The following is a 25,257-nucleotide window of genomic DNA, read 5'->3' on the forward strand; positions in this document are numbered from 1 at the left end:
GGCGTACGTCCATGATCGGCGCCCGTAGAGGAAGAGGGACCCCCCATGAGTGAAGAACTTGTCATTCCGGTGAAGCCAGCCGCGCGCGCCGTCACCCGCTGCACGGCCGAAGACTATGAAGCGCGTTACAAGGCGTCGGTCGACGACCCGGAAGCCTTCTGGTTCGAGGAAGGCAAGCGTATCGACTGGGTGAAGCCTTACAGCCGCGCCAAGCACACGAGCTTCGAGGGGCAGGTTTCGATCCGCTGGTACGAGGACGGCACGCTGAACGCGTCGGTCAACTGCATCGACCGCCACCTGCCATCGCGCGCCAGCGATACCGCGATTCTGTGGGAAGCCGACACGCCGGGCGACGTGCGCCGGATCAGCTATCAGGACCTGCATGACGAGGTCTGCCGCTTTGCCAATGTGATGAAAAAGCACGGCGTGACGAAGGGGGACCGGGTCACCATCTATATGCCGATGATCCCCGAGGCGGCCTTCGCGATGCTCGCCTGCGCGCGGATCGGCGCTGTGCATTCCGTGGTCTTCGGCGGCTTCTCGCCCGATGCGCTCGCTGGCCGGATCGAGGATTGCCGGTCGACCTTCGTGATCACGGCGGACGAGGGCGTGCGCGGCGGCAAGCATGTGCCGCTGAAATCGAATGTCGATAAGGCGCTCGGCAAGGTTTCGGGTGTCCGGAATGTGCTCGTCGTCAGGCATACCGGCGGCGAGATCGGCTGGGTCGAGGGCCGTGATGTCTGGTATCATGTCGAAGCCAAAAAGGTGGACGCAACCTGCCCGCCCGCCGAGATGAGCGCCGAAGACCCGCTTTTCATCCTTTATACCTCAGGCTCCACGGGCAAACCGAAGGGCGTGCTGCACACCACAGGCGGCTATATGGTCTGGGCTTCGATGACCTTCGACTATGTTTTCGACTACAAGCCAGGCGAGCTCTTCTGGTGCACGGCCGATGTGGGCTGGGTGACCGGCCACAGTTATATCGTCTATGGCCCGCTTGCGATGGGCGCGACGACCCTGATGTTTGAAGGCATCCCGACATGGCCCGATGCCGGTCGCTTCTGGGATGTGATCGAGCGCCACAAGGTGAATATCTTCTACACGGCGCCGACGGCCATACGCGCGCTGGAACGCCTTGGCGATGACTTCGTGACGAAATACGACCGCTCCAGCGTGCGGCTCCTGGGGTCGGTGGGTGAGCCCATCAACCCCGAAGCGTGGCTCTGGTATTATCGCACCGTGGGCGAGGAACGCTGCCCGATCGTCGATACATGGTGGCAAACCGAAACCGGCGGCGTGATGATCTCGCCTCTGCCGGGGGCGACCGACCTGAAACCGGGCTCGGCCTCGAAACCTTTCTTCGGCGTGCAGCCTGCCCTTGTGGACGGTGACGGCAAGTTCCTCGAAGGGGCGACGTCCGGCAACCTTGTGATCAAGGACAGCTGGCCGGGGCAGGCGCGCACGGTTTACGGCGATCATGACCGCTTCATCCAGACCTATTTCTCCACCTACAAGGGGCTCTATTTCACCGGCGACGGCTGCCGCCGCGATGCGGACGGCTATTACTGGATCACGGGCCGGGTGGATGACGTGCTGAACGTTTCAGGCCACCGTCTGGGCACGGCGGAGATCGAATCGGCGCTTGTGGCCCACACCTGTGTCAGCGAAGCGGCGGTTGTCGGCTTCCCGCACGATATCAAGGGGCAGGGCATCTATGCCTATGTCACCCCGCCCGTGGGCACTGAGCCCAGCGAGGAGCTGCGGAAAGCGCTTGTCCAGTGGGTGCGGCAGGAGATCGGCCCGGTGGCAACGCCCGATGTCATCCAGTTCGCGCCCGGCCTGCCGAAGACGCGTTCGGGCAAGATCATGCGCCGTATCCTTCGGAAGATTGCCGAAAATGACGTGTCGAACCTTGGCGATACCTCGACGCTCGCGGACCCGGGCGTGGTTGACGACCTGATCGCCAACCGGGTGACACCCAACAAGGGCTAAGGGTCGCCTCAGATCATCTCACGGGCAGCTGGCGGCGCCGGTTTGCCCGTCGATTTGGCCGCCCCGCCTGTCAGCGCCTTGCTGATGGTGGCCGAGAGAAGCGACAGCTTGATCGGCTTCGAGATATAGCCGTTCATCCCGGCTTCTTTCACCGACTTCTCCATCTCCGCCGAGGCATCGGCGGTGATGGCGATCACCGGCACGCCGGGGGCGAGGCCTTCCTCATGGCGGCGGCGATTGAATTCGAAGCCGGAGAAATCGGGCAGGTTGATATCGAGAAGAATGAGATCGACCCGGCGGCCACGCAAAAGGTCCAGCCCTTCGCCCGACGTGTTGGCGAAGATCAACGAGCACTCGGGGAAATTGGCAAAGATGCGCTCCATGATCCGCTGGTTGAGGATCATGTCTTCCACATAAAGGACGGTCTTGCCCTTGAGGACGAGCGGATCGAGCCATACGCCGGCAGGCGCTGCGGCGCGGACCGGTACGGCGGCTTCACGGGCCAGCGGCAGGGTGAACCAGAAGGTGCTGCCGACGCCGGGCACACTCGTGACCCCGATCCGGCCCTTCATCTGCTCGATCACCTTTTTGGAGAAGGCGAGGCCGATGCCCGAGCCTTCGATGCCGGTCTGTTCGGCGCCTAGGCGGTTGAAAGGTTCCCAAAGCTCGTCGATCCGCTGCGGATCGATGCCACGGCCGGTATCGCGGATCTCGACATAAAGCCGGTCGTCCTCCATGCGGGCGAGCACGAAAATCTGGCCGCCGACACGGTTATATTTCACCGCGTTTGACAGGATATTGGTCATCACCTGCCGGGCACGCGTCGGATCGGTCCAGATGGGTGGCAGGGACTTCATATCGGTTTCGACGACGATATTTATGTCGGCCCGGCGGGCAAAATCGCCAACCATGGCGAGGCTGTCTTCAACAAGCGTGGCGACCGGCACCTGCTGCGGCGAGATCGACAGTTCGCCAACGTCAAGCTTGGCATATTCGAGCACCTCGTTCAGAAGCGACAGGAGATGCTCGCCGCTCTTGATGATGTAATCGACCTGCTCCGAAAGCTCGCGGTCGTTCCTGATCTGCCGGGCCTCGCGCACCAGCTGCCCGAAGCCGAGCACGGCATTGAGCGGGGTGCGAAGTTCGTGGCTCATGGACGAGAGAAACACCGATTTCGCATGGTTTGCGGCCTCGGCCCGGTCGCGTGCGATCTTCAGGTGATGTTCCTGCTCGGCCGCGCGGTTCGAGGCGCGGGTGTTGAAATACATGAGGCCCAGAAGGAAGGTGAGGCTGGCGGCGGCAAGTGCCCGGATCATCGCGACGGCGAAATCAAGCCCTTCGAAGGCGCTTGCGGCATCCACTTCGGTGCCAAGCCCCATGCCGAGGCCGTGGTTCCATGTCCAGGCACCGATCACCCTCTCGCCCCGAATGTCCGTGTAAGGTGTCATGCTATAGGCACTGACCCCGCCGAGCGCGCTTTCCGCCATGCGGGTCAGCTTCGGCTTCTCGCCGGCCTTGCCGCTCGCGGGTTCGGTCATGCGCTGCCAGTTGATCCGCGCCCCCAAGGACGTGCCCTGATGGCTGCCAAGCGAATCGATGGCGGGATCGTTGAGGATCATGCCGCTGGCGTCGAAGGCATAATTGTGAAGCGCCGGCCCCTGCGCACCGGCGGCGAACAGCGGCAGGAAATCCTGTGCGGGATCGATCCGGGCCAAGAGGATGGCCACCACGCTCAGGTCATCGTCAAAGATCGGGGCGATGCCGAGGATATAATCGACATTCTGTTTGACCCGCCCGTCCAGATCGACCATTTCGCCGTCATGATGCAGGGGATGCGTCACAGTTGTCGCGCCAGTCAGCGCCCGGGCGATCAGCCCCGGCAGGCGGTCTGTCACCGGGCTGGTGACGCCCAGAAGCCCGCGGTCGAGCGAGGCGATGCCGGTGCCATCCGGCGCCAGCACCTGGAAGCCGCTGTAACCGTAGATCGACAGCCACGGTGAAAGCTGCACGCGCAAGGCGCGCTGTTCGGGTGCTTCGGCCAGTTGCATGGCGAGGTCGGCACCCTCTTCGGCGTCTGCCTTGATCTGCAGAAGCGTGCGGACCGGCTGGCGGATGGCGGCGAGGGTGGAGATATTGACGAGGTTGCGTTCCTGTTCGCTGTACCAGCGTTCCACCCCGTCCTCGGTCTGGGCAAGCGTGGCTTCAATGGTGGCAAGCGTGCGTTCGTGCATTTTGGCGCGCAGCACGGTTTCAGCCACCAGCACCGCCAGGATCATCAGGAGGCTGACAAGGATATAGGCGATCGTACCGTGCCGGTTTTTTATCGTCACACTGTCATCCATAAACCGAAATCGCCTGTCTGTTCACGAGGATATGATGCCAAATTGTTTAACAAAAAGCAGTCTCTGCACCTATCGTGTCAAGCCGAACGCGAGGATACAAGGAACGAGAATGATTACGCTTTATACAGCCGCAACGCCGAACGGTCACAAGGTTTCGATTGCGCTCGAGGAATTGGGTATCGACTATGAGTTGCGCCATCTCGATTTTAGCGCGAAGGAACAGAAGAGTCCCGAGTTCCTTAAAATCAATCCTAATGGCAGAATTCCGGCCATTGTGGACCATGAGGCCGGCGATCTGACCATTTTCGAATCCGGCGCCATCCTTCTTTATCTTGCAGACAAATATGGCAAGTTGATAGCGCCCGAAGGCCCGGCGCGCTGGGCGGCCATCCAGTGGCTGATGTTCCAGATGGGCGGCGTTGGCCCCATGCAGGGGCAGGCGAACGTCTTCTTCCGCTATATGCCGGAGAAAATCCCGGTTGCTATCGACCGTTACCAGAATGAAACGCGCCGCCTGTATGAAGTGCTGAACACGCGGCTAGGGGAAGCCGACTATCTGGCCGGCAGCGACTATTCGATCGCCGATATCGCCACCTTCCCGTGGGTGAAGGTACATGACTGGGCCGGGGTGTCGGTCGACGGGCTGGAGCATCTGCAACGCTGGATCGCCGCGATTGATACCCGCCCGGCGGTGCAGCGCGGGTTCCAGCGCCCGCCGCGCGCTGACCTGAAGGCCAAAGAGGAACAGGACAAATTTGCCAAGTCGGCGCAGGCAATTCTGCAGCGCTGACGGTCAATACAAGGGGAAGAACATGAAAAAACTGATGATTGCGGCAGCGTTCCTGCTGTCCGGCGCCGCGTCGGCCACTGATATGAGCGTCGAATGGGCGGTGAACGAGAATCCGTGGCGTACGGCTGAAGAGAAGGTTCGTGACGCGGATCGCCATCCGGCTGAAACGCTCGCCTTCTTTGGCGTAACGCCGTCCTCGACCGTTGCCGAGGTCAATCCGGGCGGTGGCTGGTACAGCCGTATCCTCGCGCCGCTTGTGAAGGAAAAAGGCCGCTATGTGGGACTGGAGCATAACCCTGCGGTCTATGCAGACGCCGGCAACTATGCGGCTGGTCTTGCCAAATACCCCGAAAAGTTTGCTGCCGCCAAGGACATGTACGGCGACAAGGCCGTTGCAGGCTTTATCCCGCTGCGCGGTGAAGCGGTCACAGCTCCCGGCAGTGTTGACGTGGTGATGGTGGTGCGCGCCATGCACAACTGGGCGCGGCGCGGCTTCATGGAAGAAGCCCTGAAGGATGTTCACGGCCTGTTGAAATCGGGCGGCGTTCTGGCGGTTGTCCAGCACCGCGCAGCGGAAGATGCCGCGGGCGACTGGCAGGAGACCACCAAACAGGGCCGCTGGAAGCAGAGCGAGCTTGTCAAAGTGATCGAATCGCATGGTTTCAAGCTGGAAGCCGCGAGCGAGATCAACGCCAACCCGCGTGACAAGAACGAATATCCGGCCGGTGTCTGGGCGCTGCCGCCCAACTATAACGGCGCTGATACCGACGAGGAAAAGGCGGCCCGCGATGCCATCGGCGAATCCGACCGCATGACGCTGAAGTTCGTGAAGGTCGGCTAAAGCAGAATCCCCATCGGATTCGCAGGGCGGCGATTGCCGCCCTGTTGCTTTTTGGGGCATGATGCGGGAAGCGGCGGACGGGGTCGCACAAGCGAGGGACGGGATGGGAAACCTTTTTCTTCTGAGACACGCCAAATCCGACTGGGGCGATGCGAGCCTTGCGGATTTCGACAGGCCAATCAATGCGCGCGGTCAGGCCGCTGCCGACATGATGGGCCGCTATCTGAAGGATGAGGGGATCGTGCCCGATCTGGTGCTGGTATCGTCGGCGGTGCGCACCCGTCAGACGATCGACCGGGTGATGGACGCCGCCGGCGCCAACTGGGCGGTCCAGTATGACGATGCCCTGTATCTTGCCGACCCGATCACCATCTTTGCCGCCATCCATGCCGTGCCTGACGGGGTGAAGACCCTGATGATCGTGGGCCACAATCCGGGGCTAGAGGAAACAGCAAGGCGCCTCGCGGGCCGTGCACCGCACGAGCTTCTGTACCGCCTCCGCGAAAAATATCCGACCGCGACCCTCGCCGGGTTTGAGACGAAGGTGCCCTGGCACAGGCTGGCACCCGCCCATTCGCTGCTCACCCGGCTTGTCCGTCCGGCAGACCTCAGCCCGGTTGCTGATCGCGGCGCACTATAACCATCGATCAGCCGCGCCGTCTGCCCTAACGCCTTGCTCCGAAATCTGTTATACTGGCGTTTAGTGGGGGTTGAGAGTGGAGGGTTGATATGAGCATCTTCGAATCACCAATCAGCCGCACGCGGCTTTCAAGGGTTTCGGGCGTCCTCGCGGCAGCCATGGTTTGGGCCGGTCTTTCCATGCCGGTTTCGGCCCATGTCATTGACGTGGTGCTGGCGCCATCGTCGCTTCTGACCAAGGGGAACGAAGCCGTTACGCTTGGCAACAGCGAAAGCGCCCGGGACTATTATCGCACCGCGCTCCGGTCCAATCTGAACGACAGGCAGCGCTCGCTTGCCCACAATGGCATGTGCGTTTCCTTCATCATGGAAGAACGCTGGAGTGAAGCGATGGTGGAATGCGACCGGGCAATCCGGCTGCGCCCCAACAACTGGCGCTTCTACAACAACCGCGGCAACATCTTCCTGGAGCAGGGTGACTTCGCAAAGGCGCGTGCTGAATATGAGCGCGGGCTCGATATCGCGCCTGAGGCAGAGATTATCGTCCGGAACATGTTGATCGTGGAACTGCGCGAGAATGCCAAAGGTGGCAACGCGGATGTCCGCCTGACGCCGGCCCAGCGCTATTTGTGACGGTTCACAGCACTTTCCTCACGGCTCGTCGCGCCCGGACTTTACCCCTTGCCGCGCAAGGTGTTATGAGGAACAGGTCGATCAGGGCGGAGCCGTGCGGTTGAAAAGGGTTTCTCGGATTGCCGGAATGGTGATGGCGCTGGCGCTTGCCGCTTGCGACGTTCCCGCACGCCCGGCCGCCGGCCCCAATGCCGAGGTCGGCACCCGCGCAATGATCAGCCGCCACGGGCAGGAGCTGGTTGCTGTTGTTACCCGCGTGCAGGACAAGCTGGTTACCACCGAATTCCAGTGGCGCGGCGAACTGATGGCGGCGCGCAATCTTTACCGCGGCCTTTATCCCGTCAGCGGCACCGAATATGGCTACCAGTTCGAACTTGATTTCGATGACGCGCTCCTTGAGCGCCTTTTCCCCCTGAAGGTCGGCAACGAAACCTCGTTCGGCGGCAATCTGAAGCTTATCGACCAGGGCAACGCCATCGACGTGTGGGTGCATATGGTGGTGACGGATGAACGCACGGTCGACCTGCCGTCGGGCTCTTACCCCGTTTTCGTGGTGGAAGTCACCAGCCGCTACGGCGATGGCCGCGACGCCAAGACCAAGCTCAACACGCTCTATTTCTCGCCCGAGCTTTCGATGGTCCTCAAATCCGTGATGCGCGAAGACGGTCGCCAGACCTATTGGCGGGTCGTTTCCATCGACAAGCGCGGCGGCAGCGTCCAGCCGACCCCTGCCCAGCAGCGCAATTCCGGCACGGTGATGATTTAGACCGTGTAAACCCCGCCGTCCCTGATCTCGTGGGCGACGGGGCGCAGCGACTGGCCCTTGCAGGGGCCGAGCGTGCAATAGCCGTCCTCGATACGGAAGCGGGCGCCGTGGGTGCGGCAGATGAGATGCGCGCCCGTAAGGTCCATGAAACGATCGTCAAAAAGATTGAGCGGCGTGCCGGCGTGCGGGCAGCGGTTCTCGTAAACGCCGATCACATCGCCGACTTTCTGCACGAAGACGCGGACCAGAAACTGGTCTTCCCTGAAGCTGATATCTTTGCCGCCATGGGCCGGCAGGTCGGCGATGACGGCAAGCAGCGTGCCCGGCGGCGGCCCGCCCGGCAGATCATCCAGATAAAGCGCGGGAAGCGGGCTCAAGGGAACTGCCTCAAAGCCCGCCAAGCTTCAGGAAAAGCGCAGCCGCGGCGTCGTCAATGGGCATCACCGAAAGACGCGACTGTTTGACAAGCGCCAGATGCTCGAACCGCGCATCGGCCTTGATGGCGGCAAGCGTCAGCGGCGTTTTGAACCGGGTGCCGGCTTCCATATCAACGAGCACGAAACGGCCTTTTTCGTCCTCGGGGTCGCCGTACGGCCCTTTGGCGACGCGGGCCGTGCCGACAACGGCCTTTTCCTTGCCGGTATGATAGAAGAATACATCGTCGCCTTCCGCCATCGCCGCCATATGCTTCTGGGCCTGAAAGTTGCGCACGCCTGTCCACGGGCTTGGGCCTGCCTTCGCCTGATCGTCGAAGGACCATTCCTCGGGTTCGGTTTTGACCAGCCACCAGCTCATGGCGCGATCCTCAGCTTGCTGCCGGAACCCATTCGCCGAGAACACCCTTCCAGGGGCGGATCTCGACGCGCTCGAAAAGGCCGGCGCTTGAATAGGGGTCATTGTCAGCGAACAGCTTCACCGCGCCTTCGCTTGCCGCATCGATCACGATGAGGCTGCCAACGGGATGCGGGTCATCGCCGGGGCTGAGGAGCGGGCCGGCTACCTTCACGCGGTTGCCCGCGTCCTTCAGGTAACGCAGGTGGGCCGGGCGGGTCTCGGCGCGGATGGCGCTTGAGCCGGGCTTGTCGTAGCACAGAACCATGAACAGCATGGGGTGTCTCCTTGGCTGGCTATTCGCGGGTGAAGGGGCGGGCAAGCAAGGCTTTGGTCACCTCGGCGACCGGCGCCCCTTCCTTCAGTATCTTGTAAACGGCTTCGGTGATCGGCATGTCGATGCCTTCGCGCTTGGCGATCACATGCAGGATTTCGACCGTATGGGCGCCTTCGGCAACGGTGCGGCGCTCTGCCATGATATCGGCCATGGTGCGGCCTTCGCCGATCTCGTAGCCGAGGCTCATGTTGCGGCTGGATTGGCTCACGCACGTCAGCACAAGGTCGCCAAGGCCGGATAGTCCCATCAGCGTTTCTGTTTCGGCACCGAAATGGGTGCCGAAACGTGCCATCTCGGCCAGTCCACGGGTGAGGAGGGCTGCACGCGCATTCTCGCCCATCTTGAGGCCGGCGACGATGCCTGTGGCAATCGCCATCACATTCTTCACGGCGCCGCCGATCTGCGCGCCGATCACATCGTCCGACAGATACGGGCGGAAGATCGGCAGGCCCATGGCGGCAACGAGCGCCTTGCCGATGGCCTCGTCCTTGGTGGCCAGCGTGAGTGCGGAAGGCAGGCCGCGGGCCAGCTCAGCCGCGAAGGTCGGGCCCGAAAGCACGGCAACCGGGCGGCCTGGCATGGTCTCGGCCAGTACGTCCGACAGGAACATGCCGGTTTTCACCTCGATACCCTTGGCGCAGATGATGACCGGCACGCCGGGCCTCAAGTGCGGCTGCAGCTTTTCGGAAAGCGGGCGCAGGTGCTGCGCGGGGCAAACCATCAGCACGGCATCGCGGTCGGCGAGCGCGGCGAAATCGCCCGTCGCCTTCAGCGCGGGATCAAGCGGGACGCCCGACAGGAACATCTTGTTTTCATGGGTATTGTTGATGGCGTCCACGACCTCGGGCTCGAAGGCCCAGATCAGGGTATCAAGCCCGGCGCGCGCGCTGGTGGCGGCAAGTGCTGTGCCCCATGCGCCGCCCCCGAGGACGCCCATCTTGCGGATTGTCATGTCCCCCACTCTATTCTCCCCTGAACTGTTGCGGTGCGGGTTGTGCTGCGCACGAGATTGCCGCGAAGCGACCGTCGCGGCAAGGACTTATGGCTGAGCGGGCCGAAGTGAAGTGCGTTTCAGGCTCACGCCTTAGCGCCTTTGCGGCCGGCACCGACGAGCGGTTCGGCGTCGCTATCGAGCGGCCAGCGCGGACGCGGGCTGACGTCACGGTCGTCAATATCGGGCTCGGCGATGAACCGTTCGAGCCCCGCCCAGGCGATCATGGCGCCGTTATCGGTGCACAGCGCCATCGGCGGCGCGTGGAAAACCATGCCGGTTTCTTCCGCCACAGCGGTGAGCCGCGTCCGAAGCGCCTTGTTGGCAGCTACCCCGCCGGCGACCACCAGCGGGAAGGTGCCGTCTCCGTGTACTTCGCGGAAGTCGGCGATGGCGTGGCGCAGCCGGTCCACCAGACAGTCGCCGATAGCCTTCTGGAAGCCGGCGCAAATGTCGGCGCGGTCCTGTTTCAGCAAAATGCCATGCTTGGCGACACAGGCCTCAGCCGCGCGGCGCACAGCGGTCTTGAGGCCCGAGAAGGAGAAGTCCGCACCCGGCTTGCCAAGAAGCGGGCGGGGCAGGTCGAACCGGTCGGCATCGCCCTCAAGGGCGGCGGCCTCGACCGCTGGCCCGCCGGGGTAACCGAGGCCCAGAAGCTTGGCCGTCTTGTCGAATGCCTCGCCGGCGGCATCATCGATGGTGGTGCCAAGGCGGCGATACTGGCCGATACCGGTCACGTCCAGAATCTGGCAGTGCCCGCCGGACATCAGCACCAGAAGGAACGGAAATTCGACTTCGCCGGTCAGCCGCACGGTCAGCGCGTGGCCTTCAAGGTGATTGACCGAAATGAAAGGCTTGCCCGCCGCCATGGCGATGGCCTTGGCCGTCATCACGCCGACCATCAGCCCGCCGACAAGGCCGGGGCCGGTGGTGGCGGCAACGGCGTCGATATCGTCAAACGAAAGCCCGGCATCTTCCATCAGGGCGGCCAGCAGCCGGTCCAGATGGCTGATATGATGACGCGCCGCGATCTCCGGCACCACGCCGCCATAATCGGCATGATCCTCGATCTGGCTGAGTACCCGGTGGGCGACCAGCCGCTTCGCCGGATCCGCATCCGCCGACACGATAGCCGCCGCCGTCTCGTCACAGCTCGTTTCGATGCCGAGGACAAGCGGGCGGGTAAAGGCAATCTTCTGGCGGGGCTCGGTCATTTTCCTCTTTGCGCTTTGGACTTGGGCGCCAATGATACTATATAAGCGCCGTTGAGACGGGCGCTTTTAATGCCGCCCGATTACCACCGAGAGAGGCCCCGATGCAACACCCGATCAGGATTGGAACCCGCGGCAGTCCGCTTGCGCTTGCGCAGGCGCATGAGGTGCGGGACCGGCTGGTTGCGGCGCATGCGGGCCTGACCGCCGACATGGTCGAGATCAAGGTGATCAAAACGACCGGTGACCGCATTCTTGACCGGCCCCTGACCACCGCCGGCGGCAAGGGCCTTTTCACCAAGGAAATCGAGGACGCGCTTCTGGACGGCAGCATCGATCTTGCCGTTCACAGCTCCAAGGACATGCCGACCCGCCTGCCCGCGGGCCTTGTGCTTTCAACCTTCCTTGAGCGCGAAGACGTGCGTGATGTGTTCATCAGCCCCAAGGCAGAGAGCTTCATGGCGCTGCCGGAAGGCGCCACGCTCGGCACTGCCAGCCTGCGCCGCCGGGCGCTTGCCCTGCGCCTTCGGCCTGATCTGAAGGTCGTCACCTTCCGGGGCAATGTGCAGACGCGGCTTTCGAAACTGAATGGCGGCGAGGCCGATGCCACTTTCCTTGCCCGCGCGGGGCTCAACCGGTTGGGGATGGAAGCCTATGCGACCGAAACCCTGAGCCTTGAAGATTTCATGCCGGCCCCGGCGCAAGGGGCAGTGTGCGTTGAAATCCGCGAAGGCGACGACGCGACCCGTGCGCTGCTCGCCCCCCTGCATCATCATGCGACGGCGGTGACCGTGACGGCGGAACGTGCCTTTCTGGCGGCCCTAGATGGCTCCTGCCGCACGCCGATTGCAGCTTACGCGACGCTCAAGGGCGGTGACGTGCACCTGAAAGCCATGCTTGTATCGCTCGACGGCACGGTCGTGTTCGCGGAAGAAGGTGTGGCCCCCGAGGCCGATGCAGCCGCCCTTGGCCACAGGCTTGGCCATGCGGTTCGCGCCAAGGCGGGGGAAGCCTTCTTCGAAGAGCTCGCGGCAGGGGTCGCCGCGCTCGTATCCTGATGCGGCTCATCGTCACTCGACCGGAAGAAGATGCAGGCAGCACCGCCGAGGCGCTGGCCGCCCTTGGCCACACGTCCCTGATCGCACCGATGCTGCGGGTGGAGGCTATGGACTTTGACCTGCCGGACGATAGCGCGACGCTTGTGATCACCAGCGCCAATGCGGCGCGCCACGGGCTTGCTCGCGTGCCGGGCCTTGGCCGTCGCCGCGTGTTTGCCGTGGGGGCCGCAAGTGCGGCGGTCGCGCGGTCGGTGGGCGCCACGGACCCTGTCACCGGGCCGGGCGACGCAGCGGGGCTTCTGCCGCTTCTTCTTGCCGATCATGCGGCCACGGGCTCGCATTATTGTCATCTGACCGGCGAAGATATTGTGTTCGATATCGCGGCGAAGCTGACGGCGCGCGGGGTGCGTGCCGAGCGGCGCACGGCTTACCGCGCGGTGCAAGCTGATGTGCTGCCGGATGACGTGGCGTCGGCCATCCGGGGTGGCAGCGTGGACGGTGTGCTTTTTTATTCGGCCCGGGCAGCCCTTGCCTTTGAACGGGGGTTGGAGGCAGCGGGCCTCGCCGCTATGCTGAAGGGCATGACGGCCTATGCCATGTCAAAGCGGATCGCGGCGGCGCTTGCAGCCCCGTGGGGTGGCGTGGTGGCAGCCGCAGAGCCGACCGAAGCGGCGGTTCTGGCGCTCATCGGCCCGGCAGGCAGTGAAGGAGAGAAGGCGTGAAGGCAAACGGCGATAGCGAACCGGTTCTCGAGGCCGAGGTGGTGGAAAAGACCCCGCCGAAGGCCGCCCGAGCCAAGGGCAGCTCCTTCGGGGCGAAGCTCGGCTGGGTGCTGGTGATCGTCCTTGCAGCCTTCATCGGTGGGGTTTATGCCGCGCCCGATATCCGCGCCCGGCTGGAAAGTGCCGGCCTCATCGAACCCCTGCTGCAAACCGCGATGACTGCGCCTTCGGTCGACCTGTCGCCGCTGCAGGCCGAGCTCGACCGGCACGAGGAAATGCTGATCCAGCATGAAGGCCTGATCTCGGCACTTGCCGAGGCGAGCTCGAGTGGTGCCACGACCACGGAACCTTCCGAATCGGACGAGTCGCCGAATCCGGGTGCCATCGCGCCCGCGCCCGACCGGCCGGAAATGACGGCGCTGCGCGAAGAACTCGCCGCGCTCAGTGAAACCGTGAAAGCCCGCCACAGCGACGACGCGAAAGGCCCGGCGCCGAGCGTGCTGGCCGCCCGGCTTGAAGCGTCGGAAGCCGAAACCGCCGGCCTGCGGGACCGGCTGGCAGCCCTTGAAGCTGCCCTTCAGGCTGTGGAAGACGCGCGGCTTGATACGAACCCGCGTGGACGGCTCCTCCTGTCCCTGTCGCGCCTTGAGGACCGCGTCCAGCGCGGTGAGGCGTTCGGGGCGGAGCTTGAAGCCATGACCCCCGATTTCTCGGCCCTGCCGGCGATTGACCAGCCGGCGCTTGGTGCCGCGCTCGAGACGCTCAGGGAACGCTCTGCCGGGGTGCCGGGCACCGATAGCCTGATCGCCCGCTTCGATCCGCTTTCCCGCGAGATCGGCATCGCGAGCGACAAGGCGGAAGGCCGTTTCCTTGCCTCGCTTTTCACCGTCCGGCGCACAGATGCAGCAGCAAGCGGCGATGACGCAGCCCTGCGTGACGCCGGCGAACGGCTGAAGGCCCGCGATTTGGCCGGTGCTGTCGCCGCCCTCGATACGCTGTCGCCCGAAGCGAAGAAGGCAGCGTCGGTGTGGATTTCGCAGGCGAATGACCGGCTGGCGATTGATGATGCCGTTGGCAAGCTCTTCCGCGTGGTGACCGATGACCGGACGGGAGGCGGCGCATGATCCGTCTGGCGCTTGCGTTCGCCATTGTCCTTCTTCTCGCCTGGGGTGCCACGTTCGTGGCGGATAATCCGGGGGCGGCCACGCTAGCCGTTGGCCCCTGGGTGATCGAGACGAGCGTTGCGGCGCTCCTGCTGGCCGCCGCCCTTTTGATGCTTGCGACTGCCCTCGCGCTCGCGCTTTATGCCTGGATGCGGCGTGACCTGCCGGTGATTGGCTCAAGTGCGGCGATCAAGCGCCAGTCGCGCGGGCTTGATCTTGTCAATCAGGCGCTGGTGGCGCTGGCGGCGGGGGATCACAAGCTCGCCCGGCGGCTGGCCGACCAGTCGACCCGCCTTCTGCCGCTGATGCCGATGGTGCATCTGATTGGCGCCGAGGCCGCGATGCGGGCGGGCGACCATGAAGCCGCACAGGAAAAGTTCAAGGCGCTCGAGGCCTCCGAAGCCGGCAAGCTGTTGGGCCTGCGCGGCCTTGTGCAGGAAGCCCGGCGTGCCGGGCGGTCGGCCGAGGCCCTGCGGCTGGCACGGCTGGCTTTTGCCGAGCAGCCGAAAAGCCCGTGGGTGCTGAAAACCCTGTTCGCGCTTGAGGTCGCTGCCGGTAATTGGGCAGAGGCGGAAGCCGCGCTCCAGAAGGTCGCCAAAGGCAAGCTTGTTGATACTGTCGCGCTGACCCGCCACAAGGGGGCGCTTGCCTTCGCGCGTGGCACGGAAGCGGCCCTCAAGGGCGACGCTGATGCCGCCCGCAAATTCTACACCGCCGCCCACAAGGCACGTGGCGATTTCGCCCCGGCGGATGCTGCACTTGCCCGCCTCGATCTCAAGGAAGGCAAGATCCGGCAGGCCGAAAAGCGCCTGAAGGCAGCCTGGGGCAAAGCCCCGCGTCCGGCGCTCGCCGCTGCATGGCGGGATATCGACCCGGCGGAATCAGCCGCCGACTCGCTTGCCCGAGTCCGCACGCTCACCGCTGGCAATCCGGCCCATCCGCTTTCCCGTGCGCTGATCGCCGAAGGGCTGGCCCGCACGGGCGAAACAGACGCCGCCATCACGCTTGTTGAAGGCCTGCTCGCCGAAGTGCCGAGCCGCGATCTCTGGACGCTTCGGCTGAAGCTTGCCGAAAAGCGCGGCGAGGATACGACGGCGATCGAGGCGGCCCTGGCGCAGGCTGGCCCCGGCCTTGGCTGGGAATGCGGTGACTGTGGCCACCGCCCGGTGGCGTGGCAGCCGCTTTGCCCGTCCTGCGGCGGGTTCGATACATTCGACTGGCTGGAGCCCGGCACCCCGCGCGCCGAGCCGCAACGCGACGGCAGCATGCTGATGCTGATGTCTGGCGGCCCCTCCGGCCCAGCGGTGGATTGAGCCCAAGGCCCGCGCCCTGAAAGGCTTTCAAAAGGGCTTGTCGCCTCCGCCCCCTTCGGTTATACGGTGGCCTGCCTGACGGTAGGCCGCAGTAGCTCAGTTGGTAGAGCACCTCATTCGTAATGAGGGGGTCGGGGGTTCGAGTCCCTTCTGCGGCACCACTTTTCCCCCGAAAAATCATAAAATTGCTTGCAACGTTGGCGCTTGCTTCTCATCCTTTACGGGTGATGATAGGGGCTGGCATGAATGACGGACGCACATCCGAACACGCCCATATGGACCGGCAGGTAAAACGCTGGGCCGCCGTTGCCGTTATCCTTATCCTGCTTGTTGCTACCCTTGGCGCTGCGACCACGGTCTCGGCCATCCGCTCCACCGTGCGGGCGGAGCTTCTGCAAACCATGACGGTGGTGCTCGATTCAAGTAACGATGCCCTCAGCGAGTGGGTGGAACACCAGCGACGCTCGCTCGATTACCCCACCCATAATTCCGAGGTGATGGCCGCCACCGATGAACTTCTGGCCACCGCTGCATCAGGCGGGGCCGGGGACCTTGCTGAGCATCCGGCGCAGCGTGCGCTGCGTGATGCTGTCAGCCTGTGGGTCATCGATCACGCCCTTGTCGGCTATATGGTTGTCTCGCCGGAACGGCTGGTGCTGGCTGCGGCAAGGCCTGCGCTGATCGGCAGTCATTTTGTGGCCTATCCCGGCAACCTTGACCTGTTCGGGCGGGCGCTGGCGGGCGAATCGGTGCTCACACCGCCCGTCTATGCCCGTATTCCCCTCGAGATGCCGGACGGGCACATCAGCCATACGGCAAGCACCATTTTCGCCATGGCGCCGATCTTTGGCCCTGACGGCACGGTGAAGGCGGTGTTTGCGGCCCGCGTCAATACTGCCGGCAGCTTCATGAGCGTGTTCCAGCGCGGCAGGCTTGGCCTGACGGGTGAAACCTATGCCGTCGACAAGTTCGGGCGACTGGCGAGCGAAAGCCGCTTCACTGACCATCTGCGCGAGATCGGGCTGATCGCGGCGGATGCGCCGAGCATGCTGAATATCGATGTGCGTGATCCGGGCATCAATCTGGTGACACACCCGCGCGAGCGCACGACGCCGCGCCCCGCCCAGCCGCTGACCAAGATGGCGCACGAGGTGACCAACGGCCGCAGCGGCTATGACATCAAGGGCTACCGCGACTATCGGGGCGTCATGGTGCTGGGGGCATGGACCTGGAATACCGACCTCGATATCGGCATCGCGACCGAGATCGATCGGGCGGAGGCCTACCGGCAGCTCGACCTGATCTCGAACGGTATATATGCCTTCGCGGCGGTTATCGCCTTCTTCTTCATGGTGCTGGTGTTCGGCAGCGCCGGCATCCTGCGCCGGCTGCGCACCAAGGATGCCGAGATCGAGGGGCGCGACCTGCAGCTGAGGATGATCCTTGATAGCGCCGGGGAAGGGGTTATCGGGGTTGATGCCACGCACCGCATGACCTTCGTCAATCCCATGGCCAGCAAGATCCTGGGGTATGAGCCGCAGGAACTGATCGGCCACAATATGCATGCGATGCTGCATCATGCCTATGCGAACGGCAGCCCGTACCCGGTGCAATGCTGCCCGGTCTTTGCGGCCTGCGCCGAAAGCCGGTCAAGCACGGTGGATAACGAGGTTTTCTGGCACAAGGATGGCCATCCGGTGCCTGTCCGCTATGTCAGCGTACCGATGAGCGACAGCGGACGGGTCAGCGGGGCGGTTGTGACCTTCACGGATGCGAGCCACGATTTCACCGAACGGCAGGCGAGCGACCGGGCACTGGTCGCCGCACGGTCGGAAAGCAAGGCAAAGTCCGAATATCTGGTGACGATCAGCGAGGAAATCCGCGCCCCGATGACCGACATCATGGGCGCCACCCGGATGCTCACCGATTCGCCCCTGACCGGCGACCAGCGCGAGACGATCGCCACCATCCGCTCGCATGTCACATCGGTCCTGATCATGCTTGATCAGGTCACCCGGTTCTCGGCGCGGATGCAGCGCGACCCGCATGACAATGCCCTTGATTTCGACCTTGTCGAGCTTGTGGAAGAAGTCCTCGATGGCCGTCAGGCGCAGGTTTCGGTTGCCGAGGCAATGCCGGTGGCAATCCACGCCGATACGGTGACGCTGAAACAGGCGATGGGGCATCTTGTGAATGCGGCCTATGCGGCGAGCGGCACAGGCGGGATCAGCGTGCAGCTGAGCGTTGACCAGCAGGTTGGCCCGGCGAATGCCGATGGTGCCTTCCTGATCAGGGTCACGGTCGAGTATCCGGGCGGTCGGCGCAAGGCCGATGACTATGGCATGGATGCGGCGGCCCTGATGACGCGCGATCTGGTGGCGGTTCTGGGGGGCACACACGGCGTTTCAACCGGGCCTGACGGCAGCCGCACCCACTGGTTCACCTTCCGCTGCCGCACGGCAGACAAGCGCCCGCCAGCCGGGGGGGTCAGTCTTTCCAGAAGTAAGGGTCGAACAGCAGGAACAGCGTGAAGATCTCGAGCCGGCCAAGGATCATGGTGAAGGATAGAAGCCATTTGGCCCCGTCCGGCAGGCTCGCGAAATTGCCCGCAGGCCCGATGATCTGGCCGAGGCCGGGACCAACGTTACTGATGGCCGTGGCAGCCGCCGTAAGCGCGGTGACGAGATCAAGCCCCATGAAGGTGAGCGCCAGCGTCACCGCAGCGGTCGACGCGAAATAGGCGGCAAGGAAGGCCAGCACCGAAATCAGCAGCGCTTCGGGCAGGCGGCGGCCCTGATAGAGCATCACGACGGTGCGGTGCGGGCTCATCAGCTTTTTCATCTGGCCGGTCATGGCGACCCACAGGATCTGGAAGCGGTAAACCTTGATCCCACCCGAGGTGGAACCCGCACAGCCACCGACGAAGGTGAGAAGGAAGAAGGCGCCAAGGGCGGCCTCCCCCCACGCTGTGTAATCGACGGTCGCGAAGCCCGTGGTGGTGACGACCGAGACGATATTGAAGGCGGTCAGGCGGATCGCATCCACAAGCGGCATGTGCGTCTTGAGCGACAGCCAGATCGCCATGACGCTGACCGTGATGATGAAGAAGCGCATCAGGGCCATGATCTGCGGATCGCGGAAGAAGGCCTTGCGGTCGCCGCGCATCAGGCGGATCCAGGCGTTGAAGGGCAGTGCGCCTGCGATCATGAAGAAGATCGCCACCCAGTGGATGAAGGGGTTGGTGAAATGCCCGAAGGAGGCGTCATAGTTGGCGAAGCCCCCGGTCGCCAGTGTCGACATGGCGTGGCAGATGGCATCGAAGCCGGTCATGCCGCCGATATAATAGAGAAGCGCGCACAGGATGGTGAGGCCGGTATAGGCGCCGGTAATCCAGTTCACCATCTCGGCGGCCTTGGGGATGATCTTTTCCGATTGGTCCGAGCTTTCGGTTTTGAAAAGCTGCATCCCGCCGATCCGGAGGAACGGCAACAGGATGATGGCCATCACGATGATCCCGATGCCACCGAGCCAGTTGAGGAAGGCCCGCCACAGGAGGATGCCGGTCGGCAGGCTGTCGAGCCCCGATATCACGGTCGACCCTGTCGTCGTGATCCCTGATACCGCCTCGAAATAGGCGTCGGCATAATCGAGGCCGAACTGCAGGAAGGGGAGCGCGGCGAACGCCGGCAGCACCATCCAGGCAAGTCCGGTGAGGAGGAACCCCTGCCGCAGGTCAAGGATCTGGGTGCCTTCGCCGCGCGTCGCCAAAATCATCAGAAGGCCCGCAAAGCCCGTGGCAGCGGCCGATACCTCGAAACCGATCAGCAGGTCGCCTTCTGCCCCCACATTCACGAAGAAGGGGATGAACATGAAGAAGGCGAGCCCCATCAGGAGGAGGCCGATAACATGAATGACGGGATTGTAGCGGGCTGAAAACACGGGCGGCCTTCGGGCTCCAGGGGCGGCACATGCCGGTCGGGTGGGCGCGTGGGGTCGTTGGGCGCCGAGTGTGCAGTCATTGCGAACGACTGTCAATCGGCGCCGGTCAGGCCCCCTTGATCAGGGAATCAGATGTGGAAGCTTTCGCCGCAGCCGCAGCGACCCTTCTCGTTCGGATTGGTGAAGGTGAAGCCCGTGGAGAAACGGCTTTCTTCCCAGTCCATCCGGGTGCCGAGAAGATACAGAAGCGACTTGCGGTCGACAAAAACAGCAACGCCGTTTGCCTCGACCTTTTCGTCCGCCGGGTCGGCTTCGGTCACATAGTCGATCTTGTAGCCAAGGCCCGAACAGCCCTTGGTGTCGGTGCCAAGCTTCAGCCCGATCGCTTCGGGGCGATTTTCAAGAAGCGCCTTGATGCGCTCGGCGGCCTTGTCGGTGATCTCGATCACACTCATGGGTCGGGTCCTTCCTTACAGCATGCCAAGCTCGAGCCGCGCTTCGTCGGACATCTTGCTCATGTCCCACGGCGGGTCCCAGACCAGCTTGACCTCGGAGCCGTTCACGCCCTCGACGGCATTCACCTTCAGCTCCACCTCGCCCGGCATTGATTCCGCAACCGGGCAATGGGGCGTGGTCAGCGTCATGGTGACGGTCACCTGGGCCTTGTCGTCCACATCCACCCCGTACACGAGGCCGAGCTCGTAGATATTGACCGGGATTTCGGGATCATAAATCTCGCGCAGGGCTTCCACCACGCGGTCGGCAATGGTTGCGGCCTCGGCGTCGTCGATGGCTTTGGCCTCGGCAGCTTCCTCGCCTTTCGGCTCAGTCAGAAACTTGTCGAGGAAATAGCCACCCTCATTCTCGCCCTCGGCTGATGTATCGCCAGCGCGCGGGCGGGTGGAGGGGCGGTTCGGCATATTCTCGGACGGATAATCGCCGCCGACCGCCATCACATCGCGTTCCGGTTTGCTCGTCTCGTTCATCCGAAAATATCCATCACTTTGTTCAGGCCGGCGACCAGCCGGTCGATCTCGTCGCGGGTCGTATAGATGCCGAAGCTGGCGCGGACGGTGCCCGGGATGCCGAAGCGGTCCATCACCGGCTGGGCGCAGTGGTGCCCGGCGCGGACGGCAATACCCTGCCGGTCGAGGATCGTGCCGATATCGTGCGGGTGCGCCATATCCATCACGAAGCTGACAAGCGCGCCTTTCTCGGGCGCAGTTCCAATCAGCCGTACGCTATTCAGGCTGCCAAGCTGCCGGGTGGCATATTCGAGAAGGTCGGCTTCATGGGCATGGATCGCGTCATGCCCGATCCGCTCGATGAAATCGACCGCCGCCTTGAAGGCGATGCCGCCCGCGATATTCGGCGTGCCGGCCTCGAACTTGTAGGGCAAATCGTTCCATGTGGTCTTGGCGAAGGTCACGGTCTTGATCATGTCGCCGCCGCCCTGCCACGGGGGCATGGCGTCCAGAAGCCGTTCTTTGCCGTAAATCACGCCGGTGCCGGTGGGGCCGTACATCTTGTGGGCCGAGAAGGCATAGAAATCGGCGTCCAGATCCTGAACATCGATCTTGAGGTGCGGGGCAGCCTGACAGCCGTCGATGAGGGCGACCGCACCGGCGTCATGCGCCAGCCGGATCATTTCCTTCACCGGATTCTGGGTGCCGATCGAATTAGAGATATGCGCTGCACCGACAAGCTTCACCCGGCCAGAGCCGAGCATGGCGCGGTAGGCATCCATATCGAGGCTGCCGTCATCGTTGATCGGCACTGCCTTTACAACAGCACCTTTTTCTTCGGCGAGGATCTGCCACGGCACGATGTTCGAATGGTGCTCCATCTCGGTCAGCAGGATTTCATCACCCGCCTTGATGTTCGCCCGGCCCCATGTCTGGGCCACAAGGTTGATGCCCTCGGTGGCACCGCGTACGAACAGGCATTCCAAGGGCTTGGCGGCATTGATGAAACGCGCGATGGCAACGCGGCTGTTTTCATAAGCCTCGGTCGCGTCCTGGCTGAACTTGTAAACACCCCGGTGGATGTTCGCATAATAATGCTCGTACAGGTCCTTCTCGGCCTCGATCACAGTGCGCGGCTTTTGGGCGCTTGCCGCAGTATCAAGGAAGGCGAGCGGTTTGCCGTGCACGGTTTCACCGAGGATCGGGAACTCGGCGCGGATGGCTTCCACGTCAAACGGGATAAGGGTGGCGACGGGGGCGGTCATGCAGCACCCCCTTCTTCATGCGCCTGCATCCAGCCTGCCACGATGGTGGAGACGGTTTCCATGAGGGTCTCGTCGGTCAGGCGCACCAGCGCGTCGCCCATGAAGGCCTCGACAAGCATCCGGCGCGCGGTAGCAGGATCAATGCCGCGGGAGGTCAGGTAATGGAACGCCTTGCGGTCCAGTTCACCCACCGTGGCGCCGTGGGCGCATTTCACGTCGTCGGCGTAAATCTCGAGCTCCGGCTTTGCGTTGGCGCGGGCCGTGCGGTCAAGGAGCAGCGCCTTGAAGGATTGGTTGGCATCGGTTTTCTGTGCCTGATGGGCAACCGTCACCTTGCCCTGGAAGGAGGCATGGCCTTTCCCGGCTGCAATCGCGCGGATCACCTGATCGCTATCCGCCCCGCCCACGGCGTGGGTCACATGGGTCAGGATATCGTGCGACTGGTGCGCGCCCGCCAGCATCACGCCATCGAAGCTGACATCCGCTTCTTCGCCTTCCACCCTCACATGCGCCTCGAACCGGGTGAGCGCGCCACCTGCCATGAGGCCGAAGCCGTGATAGGCACCGCCACCCGCGACGCGCAGATGGGCGCGGCCGGTGTGGAGGGTGGCCTCACCCTCTTCGATCAGACGCAGGTGCGTAAGGCGTGCGCCCTTCGCCACGGTCACGTCCATTGCCGGATTGGTCCAGGCGCGGGTGTCGCCCGTGAAGCGCTCGACAAGCGTCAGCGACGCGCCTTCGGCGAGGCTTACCTTGATGCGGGCATGGGCCGAGCGGCCCTCGGCAGGTGCAATATGGATAATCTCGAAGGCGCCGCCGTCGGTGCCGGCAGGCACGTCAAGCGCAAGGCCATGACCGGCGAAAAGGGCGGCCAGAAGCGCAGGTGCATCATCACCGAGCGCGAGGCCATCGGCGTTATCCAGCGTTTTGGCGAAGGTGGGTGCGGCTGAAAGGTCAGCACGGAAATGCCCGCCCACAAAAACGAGCTGCCCCATGCCAGCCACGAGCGGCGCCGGTACCTTGGCGTCCGCCGCGTCAGCGGGCGCGAAGGCTTCGGCCTTCAGGGCCTTCAGGTCGCTATAGCGCCAGGCTTCGGTCTTCAGGTGCGGCCAATCGGTCGTCGCCAGGCGTTCGCGCGCGGCCGCGCGGAAGGTGCCGAGCCCGTCCTGCGCCTCGGCGAAACCTTCATAGAGCGTATATGCAGCGTTCAGCATGGGTCTATCGTCCCTCACGCAACATCCGCGTAACCGCGTTCCTCAAGCTCGCGAGCCAGCGACGGCCCGCCCGAGCGCACGATTTTGCCCTTGGCCATCACATGAATGACATCGGGGCGCACATAATCGAGCAGGCGCTGATAGTGCGTGATCAGAAGGATCGCGGTATCGTCGCGGCGCTGGGCGTTGATGCCTTCCGAGACGATCCGAAGCGCATCGATATCGAGGCCGGAATCGGTTTCATCAAGGATGGCGAGCGTGGGGTTCAGGACCGCCATCTGCACCATCTCGTTCCGCTTCTTCTCCCCGCCCGAGAAGCCGACATTCACGAACCGCTTCAGCATGTCCATGTCCATCTTCAGCCCGGCGGCTTTCTCTTTCACGATCTTCATGAATTCGGCGGCCGAAACTTCGCTTTCGCCCCGGATCTTGCGCTGGCTGTTCAGCGCCGTGCGCAGGAAATTCAGGTTCGAAACGCCGGGGATTTCGACCGGATACTGGAAGCCGAGGAAGACGCCGGCGGCCGCGCGCTCGTGCGCTCCCAATTCAAGGAGGTCTTCGCCGTTGAAGGCGACACTGCCGCCGGTCACTTCATAATCCTCGCGGCCCGCAAGCGTGGAGGCGAGGGTCGATTTTCCCGCCCCGTTCGGCCCCATGATGGCATGCACTTCGCCCGGCTTCATCTGGAGCGTGAGGCCGTTCAGGATCTGCTTGTCGCCGACCTTGACGGTCAGGTTCTGGATATCGAGAAGATTGGTCATATCATTGAAGTCCTTAGCCGACGCTGCCTTCAAGGCTGATGCCGAGAAGCTTTTGCGCCTCGACCGCAAATTCCATGGGGAGCTGCTGCATCACTTCCTTGCAGAAGCCGTTCACAATGAGGGCGACCGCCTCTTCCTCGCCGAGCCCGCGGCTCATGGCGTAGAAGAGCTGGTCTTCCGAAATTTTCGATGTAGTGGCCTCGTGCTCGATCTGGGCCGAGGGGTTATGCACCTCGATATAGGGCACCGTGTGGGCGCCGCAGTCGCTGGAAACGAGCAAGCTGTCGCACTGGGTAAAGTTGCGCACGCCTTCCGCCCCCGCCAGCACTTTCACAAGGCCGCGGTAGGTGTTTTGCGAGCGACCCGCCGAGATGCCCTTCGAGATGATCGTCGAGCGCGAGCCCGAACCCATATGGATCATCTTGGTGCCGGTATCGGCCTGCTGGCGGTTGTTGGTAACAGCCACCGAATAGAACTCGCCGACCGAATTTTCACCCTGCAGCACACAGCTCGGATATTTCCAGGTGATGGCCGAGCCGGTTTCCACCTGCGTCCAGCTCACCTTCGAGTTTTTGCCTTTGCAGAGGGCGCGTTTGGTGACGAAATTATAGATGCCGCCCTTGCCGTCCTTGTCGCCGGGATACCAGTTCTGGACGGTCGAATATTTGATCTCGGCGTCATCAAGCGCCACGAGTTCAACGACCGCCGCGTGCAGCTGGTTCTCGTCGCGCATCGGGGCGGTGCAGCCCTCAAGGTACGAGACATAGGCGCCTTCGTCGCACACAATCAGCGTGCGCTCGAACTGGCCGGTATTTTCGGCGTTGATCCGGAAATAGGTGGACAGTTCCATCGGACAGCGCACGCCTTTGGGCACATACACAAATGTCCCGTCCGAGAAGACGGCGCAGTTGAGCGCGGCGAAATAATTGTCGCGCACCGGCACAACGGTGCCGAGATACTTTTTCACAAGGTCGGGGTATTCGCGCACGGCTTCCGAAATCGACATGAAGATGACACCGGCCTTCTTCAGTTCCTCGCGGAATGTGGTCGCGACCGACACGCTGTCGAATACGGCATCAACTGCCACCTTGCGCGCACCTTCAACGCCGGCCAGCACCTTCTGTTCCTCAAGGGGAATGCCGAGCTTCTTGTATGTCTCAAGAAGGGCGGGGTCGACCTCGTCAAGGCTCTTCGGTTTGTCCTGCGACTTCGGGGCGGCGTAATAATAGATGTCGTTATAGTCGATCCGCGGGAAATCGAGCTTCGCCCAGTCGGGCTCTTCCATCTTCAGCCAGGCGCGGTAGGCTTTGAGGCGCCATTCGAGCATCCATTCGGGCTCCTGCTTCTTCGCGGAAATGAAGCGGATCACGTCTTCGTTCAGGCCTTTGGGCGCCATGTCCATCTCGATATCCGAGACGAAGCCATACTTGTATTCGCCCGTCAGTTCGCGGACCTGTTCCCGGGTTTCTGTCGTGCCAGCCATA

General features: G+C 63.2%; 24 protein-coding genes and 1 tRNA gene. 12 read left to right on the top strand and 13 right to left on the bottom strand.

The features are described 5' to 3' along the window. The first annotated feature begins 45 nt into the window (after positions 1 to 45). The gene (acs, locus tag PH603_RS03180; RefSeq protein WP_289504480.1) at positions 46 to 1,992 is read left to right on the top strand and encodes an acetate--CoA ligase; all 1,947 of its coding nucleotides are present in this window, start codon (positions 46 to 48) and stop codon (positions 1,990 to 1,992) included. Positions 1,993 to 2,000: 8 nt separating this feature from the next. Here the strand turns inward: acs and PH603_RS03185 are convergent, their stop codons facing one another. Next, positions 2,001 to 4,334 (bottom strand): hybrid sensor histidine kinase/response regulator, encoded by a 2,334-nt coding sequence (locus PH603_RS03185; RefSeq protein WP_289504481.1) that lies wholly within the window; start codon positions 4,332 to 4,334, stop codon positions 2,001 to 2,003. A 109-nt stretch (positions 4,335 to 4,443) separates the two neighbouring features. Here PH603_RS03185 and PH603_RS03190 point away from each other — a divergent pair, with 109 nt between their 5' ends. From PH603_RS03190 to PH603_RS03210, 5 genes are all read left to right on the top strand, one after another. After that, the gene (locus tag PH603_RS03190; RefSeq protein ID WP_289504482.1) at positions 4,444 to 5,124 is read left to right on the top strand and encodes a glutathione S-transferase family protein; all 681 of its coding nucleotides are present in this window, start codon (positions 4,444 to 4,446) and stop codon (positions 5,122 to 5,124) included. A 22-nt stretch (positions 5,125 to 5,146) separates the two neighbouring features. Beyond that, on the top strand, positions 5,147 to 5,965 hold the full coding sequence (locus PH603_RS03195) for a class I SAM-dependent methyltransferase (RefSeq protein ID WP_289504483.1): 819 nt from the start codon (positions 5,147 to 5,149) through the stop codon (positions 5,963 to 5,965). Positions 5,966 to 6,068: 103 nt separating this feature from the next. Next, positions 6,069 to 6,605 carry a SixA phosphatase family protein gene (locus PH603_RS03200; RefSeq protein ID WP_289504484.1) on the top strand — a complete coding sequence of 179 codons (537 nt, stop codon included), beginning with the start codon at positions 6,069 to 6,071 and terminating at the stop codon, positions 6,603 to 6,605. Positions 6,606 to 6,694: 89 nt separating this feature from the next. After that, positions 6,695 to 7,237: a tetratricopeptide repeat protein gene (locus tag PH603_RS03205; RefSeq protein WP_289504485.1), complete on the top strand. Its 543-nt coding sequence runs from the start codon at positions 6,695 to 6,697 to the stop codon at positions 7,235 to 7,237. Between the two features lie 100 nt (positions 7,238 to 7,337). Further along, positions 7,338 to 8,003 (top strand): hypothetical protein, encoded by a 666-nt coding sequence (locus PH603_RS03210; RefSeq protein ID WP_289504486.1) that lies wholly within the window; start codon positions 7,338 to 7,340, stop codon positions 8,001 to 8,003. Here the strand turns inward: PH603_RS03210 and PH603_RS03215 are convergent. From PH603_RS03215 to tsaD, 5 genes are all read right to left on the bottom strand, one after another. Further along, positions 8,000 to 8,380 carry a Rieske (2Fe-2S) protein gene (locus PH603_RS03215; protein ID WP_289504487.1) on the bottom strand — a complete coding sequence of 127 codons (381 nt, stop codon included), beginning with the start codon at positions 8,378 to 8,380 and terminating at the stop codon, positions 8,000 to 8,002. The genes PH603_RS03210 and PH603_RS03215 overlap by 4 nt on opposite strands. A gap of 10 nt (positions 8,381 to 8,390) precedes the next feature. Further along, the gene (locus tag PH603_RS03220) at positions 8,391 to 8,798 is read right to left on the bottom strand and encodes an EVE domain-containing protein (protein WP_289504488.1); all 408 of its coding nucleotides are present in this window, start codon (positions 8,796 to 8,798) and stop codon (positions 8,391 to 8,393) included. Positions 8,799 to 8,808: 10 nt separating this feature from the next. After that, positions 8,809 to 9,111: a YciI family protein gene (locus PH603_RS03225; RefSeq protein ID WP_289504489.1), complete on the bottom strand. Its 303-nt coding sequence runs from the start codon at positions 9,109 to 9,111 to the stop codon at positions 8,809 to 8,811. Between the two features lie 19 nt (positions 9,112 to 9,130). Continuing rightward, positions 9,131 to 10,123 (bottom strand): NAD(P)H-dependent glycerol-3-phosphate dehydrogenase, encoded by a 993-nt coding sequence (locus PH603_RS03230; protein WP_289505661.1) that lies wholly within the window; start codon positions 10,121 to 10,123, stop codon positions 9,131 to 9,133. A gap of 125 nt (positions 10,124 to 10,248) precedes the next feature. Continuing rightward, positions 10,249 to 11,376 (bottom strand): tRNA (adenosine(37)-N6)-threonylcarbamoyltransferase complex transferase subunit TsaD, encoded by a 1,128-nt coding sequence (tsaD, locus tag PH603_RS03235; protein ID WP_289504490.1) that lies wholly within the window; start codon positions 11,374 to 11,376, stop codon positions 10,249 to 10,251. 101 nt (positions 11,377 to 11,477) lie between these two features. On the opposite strand from tsaD, the gene hemC reads away from it, so the two are divergent. The 6 genes from hemC to PH603_RS03265 all read left to right on the top strand — a co-directional run bounded on the left by hemC (position 11,478) and on the right by PH603_RS03265 (position 18,160). After that, the gene (hemC, locus tag PH603_RS03240) at positions 11,478 to 12,431 is read left to right on the top strand and encodes a hydroxymethylbilane synthase (RefSeq protein WP_289504491.1); all 954 of its coding nucleotides are present in this window, start codon (positions 11,478 to 11,480) and stop codon (positions 12,429 to 12,431) included. Beyond that, positions 12,431 to 13,153 (top strand): uroporphyrinogen-III synthase, encoded by a 723-nt coding sequence (locus tag PH603_RS03245; RefSeq protein WP_289504492.1) that lies wholly within the window; start codon positions 12,431 to 12,433, stop codon positions 13,151 to 13,153. Before hemC ends, PH603_RS03245 begins: the two co-directional genes overlap by 1 nt. Continuing rightward, positions 13,150 to 14,277 carry a hypothetical protein gene (locus PH603_RS03250; RefSeq protein WP_289504493.1) on the top strand — a complete coding sequence of 376 codons (1,128 nt, stop codon included), beginning with the start codon at positions 13,150 to 13,152 and terminating at the stop codon, positions 14,275 to 14,277. The genes PH603_RS03245 and PH603_RS03250 overlap by 4 nt, the downstream gene beginning before the upstream one ends. Then, positions 14,274 to 15,629, top strand: a complete 1,356-nt coding sequence (locus tag PH603_RS03255) for a heme biosynthesis protein HemY (RefSeq protein WP_289504494.1) — start codon at positions 14,274 to 14,276, stop codon at positions 15,627 to 15,629. The genes PH603_RS03250 and PH603_RS03255 overlap by 4 nt, the downstream gene beginning before the upstream one ends. 85 nt (positions 15,630 to 15,714) lie before the next feature. Then, positions 15,715 to 15,790, top strand: a tRNA-Thr gene (locus PH603_RS03260). Positions 15,791 to 15,871: 81 nt separating this feature from the next. Further along, positions 15,872 to 18,160 carry a PAS domain S-box protein gene (locus PH603_RS03265; RefSeq protein ID WP_289504495.1) on the top strand — a complete coding sequence of 763 codons (2,289 nt, stop codon included), beginning with the start codon at positions 15,872 to 15,874 and terminating at the stop codon, positions 18,158 to 18,160. Here PH603_RS03265 and PH603_RS03270 read toward each other — a convergent pair. The 7 genes from PH603_RS03270 to sufB form a co-directional block, all read right to left on the bottom strand. Then, positions 18,117 to 19,568: a TrkH family potassium uptake protein gene (locus tag PH603_RS03270; RefSeq protein ID WP_289504496.1), complete on the bottom strand. Its 1,452-nt coding sequence runs from the start codon at positions 19,566 to 19,568 to the stop codon at positions 18,117 to 18,119. The two genes, PH603_RS03265 and PH603_RS03270, sit on opposite strands and share 44 nt — an antisense overlap. Before the next feature lie 128 nt (positions 19,569 to 19,696). Then, positions 19,697 to 20,023 carry a HesB/IscA family protein gene (locus tag PH603_RS03275; RefSeq protein ID WP_289504497.1) on the bottom strand — a complete coding sequence of 109 codons (327 nt, stop codon included), beginning with the start codon at positions 20,021 to 20,023 and terminating at the stop codon, positions 19,697 to 19,699. Between the two features lie 15 nt (positions 20,024 to 20,038). Further along, positions 20,039 to 20,488 (bottom strand): SUF system Fe-S cluster assembly protein, encoded by a 450-nt coding sequence (locus PH603_RS03280; RefSeq protein WP_434783337.1) that lies wholly within the window; start codon positions 20,486 to 20,488, stop codon positions 20,039 to 20,041. Positions 20,489 to 20,550: 62 nt separating this feature from the next. Next, a complete protein-coding gene (locus PH603_RS03285; protein ID WP_289504499.1) occupies positions 20,551 to 21,798 on the bottom strand; it encodes a cysteine desulfurase in 1,248 nt (415 codons plus the stop codon). Continuing rightward, positions 21,795 to 23,012: a Fe-S cluster assembly protein SufD gene (gene sufD / locus PH603_RS03290; RefSeq protein WP_289504500.1), complete on the bottom strand. Its 1,218-nt coding sequence runs from the start codon at positions 23,010 to 23,012 to the stop codon at positions 21,795 to 21,797. Before sufD ends, PH603_RS03285 begins: the two co-directional genes overlap by 4 nt. A gap of 14 nt (positions 23,013 to 23,026) precedes the next feature. After that, entirely contained in the window at positions 23,027 to 23,773 is a 747-nt protein-coding gene (gene sufC, locus PH603_RS03295) for a Fe-S cluster assembly ATPase SufC (RefSeq protein ID WP_289504501.1), read from the bottom strand. A gap of 13 nt (positions 23,774 to 23,786) precedes the next feature. Next, complete coding sequence (gene sufB, locus PH603_RS03300; protein ID WP_289504502.1) at positions 23,787 to 25,256, bottom strand: Fe-S cluster assembly protein SufB; 1,470 nt, start codon at positions 25,254 to 25,256, stop codon at positions 23,787 to 23,789. Position 25,257 lies beyond the last annotated feature (1 nt).

Source organism: Gimibacter soli, assembly GCF_028463845.1.
Taxonomy (GTDB): Bacteria; Pseudomonadota; Alphaproteobacteria; order Sphingomonadales; family Kordiimonadaceae; genus Gimibacter; species Gimibacter soli.

Coding starts and splice junctions, on each gene's coding strand:
- acs (WP_289504480.1), top strand. CDS start 46: ATGAGTGAAGAACTTGTCATTCCGGTGAAGCCAGCCGCGCGCGCCGTC.
- PH603_RS03285 (WP_289504499.1), bottom strand. CDS start 21,798: ATGACCGCCCCCGTCGCCACCCTTATCCCGTTTGACGTGGAAGCCATC.
- PH603_RS03220 (WP_289504488.1), bottom strand. CDS start 8,798: ATGAGCTGGTGGCTGGTCAAAACCGAACCCGAGGAATGGTCCTTCGAC.
- PH603_RS03245 (WP_289504492.1), top strand. CDS start 12,431: ATGCGGCTCATCGTCACTCGACCGGAAGAAGATGCAGGCAGCACCGCC.
- PH603_RS03275 (WP_289504497.1), bottom strand. CDS start 20,023: ATGAGTGTGATCGAGATCACCGACAAGGCCGCCGAGCGCATCAAGGCG.
- PH603_RS03255 (WP_289504494.1), top strand. CDS start 14,274: ATGATCCGTCTGGCGCTTGCGTTCGCCATTGTCCTTCTTCTCGCCTGG.
- PH603_RS03200 (WP_289504484.1), top strand. CDS start 6,069: ATGGGAAACCTTTTTCTTCTGAGACACGCCAAATCCGACTGGGGCGAT.
- sufB (WP_289504502.1), bottom strand. CDS start 25,256: ATGGCTGGCACGACAGAAACCCGGGAACAGGTCCGCGAACTGACGGGC.
- tsaD (WP_289504490.1), bottom strand. CDS start 11,376: ATGACCGAGCCCCGCCAGAAGATTGCCTTTACCCGCCCGCTTGTCCTC.
- PH603_RS03205 (WP_289504485.1), top strand. CDS start 6,695: ATGAGCATCTTCGAATCACCAATCAGCCGCACGCGGCTTTCAAGGGTT.
- PH603_RS03195 (WP_289504483.1), top strand. CDS start 5,147: ATGAAAAAACTGATGATTGCGGCAGCGTTCCTGCTGTCCGGCGCCGCG.
- sufD (WP_289504500.1), bottom strand. CDS start 23,012: ATGCTGAACGCTGCATATACGCTCTATGAAGGTTTCGCCGAGGCGCAG.
- PH603_RS03265 (WP_289504495.1), top strand. CDS start 15,872: ATGAATGACGGACGCACATCCGAACACGCCCATATGGACCGGCAGGTA.
- PH603_RS03280 (WP_434783337.1), bottom strand. CDS start 20,488: ATGCCGAACCGCCCCTCCACCCGCCCGCGCGCTGGCGATACATCAGCC.
- PH603_RS03185 (WP_289504481.1), bottom strand. CDS start 4,334: ATGGATGACAGTGTGACGATAAAAAACCGGCACGGTACGATCGCCTAT.
- PH603_RS03230 (WP_289505661.1), bottom strand. CDS start 10,123: ATGACAATCCGCAAGATGGGCGTCCTCGGGGGCGGCGCATGGGGCACA.
- sufC (WP_289504501.1), bottom strand. CDS start 23,773: ATGACCAATCTTCTCGATATCCAGAACCTGACCGTCAAGGTCGGCGAC.
- PH603_RS03225 (WP_289504489.1), bottom strand. CDS start 9,111: ATGCTGTTCATGGTTCTGTGCTACGACAAGCCCGGCTCAAGCGCCATC.
- hemC (WP_289504491.1), top strand. CDS start 11,478: ATGCAACACCCGATCAGGATTGGAACCCGCGGCAGTCCGCTTGCGCTT.
- PH603_RS03190 (WP_289504482.1), top strand. CDS start 4,444: ATGATTACGCTTTATACAGCCGCAACGCCGAACGGTCACAAGGTTTCG.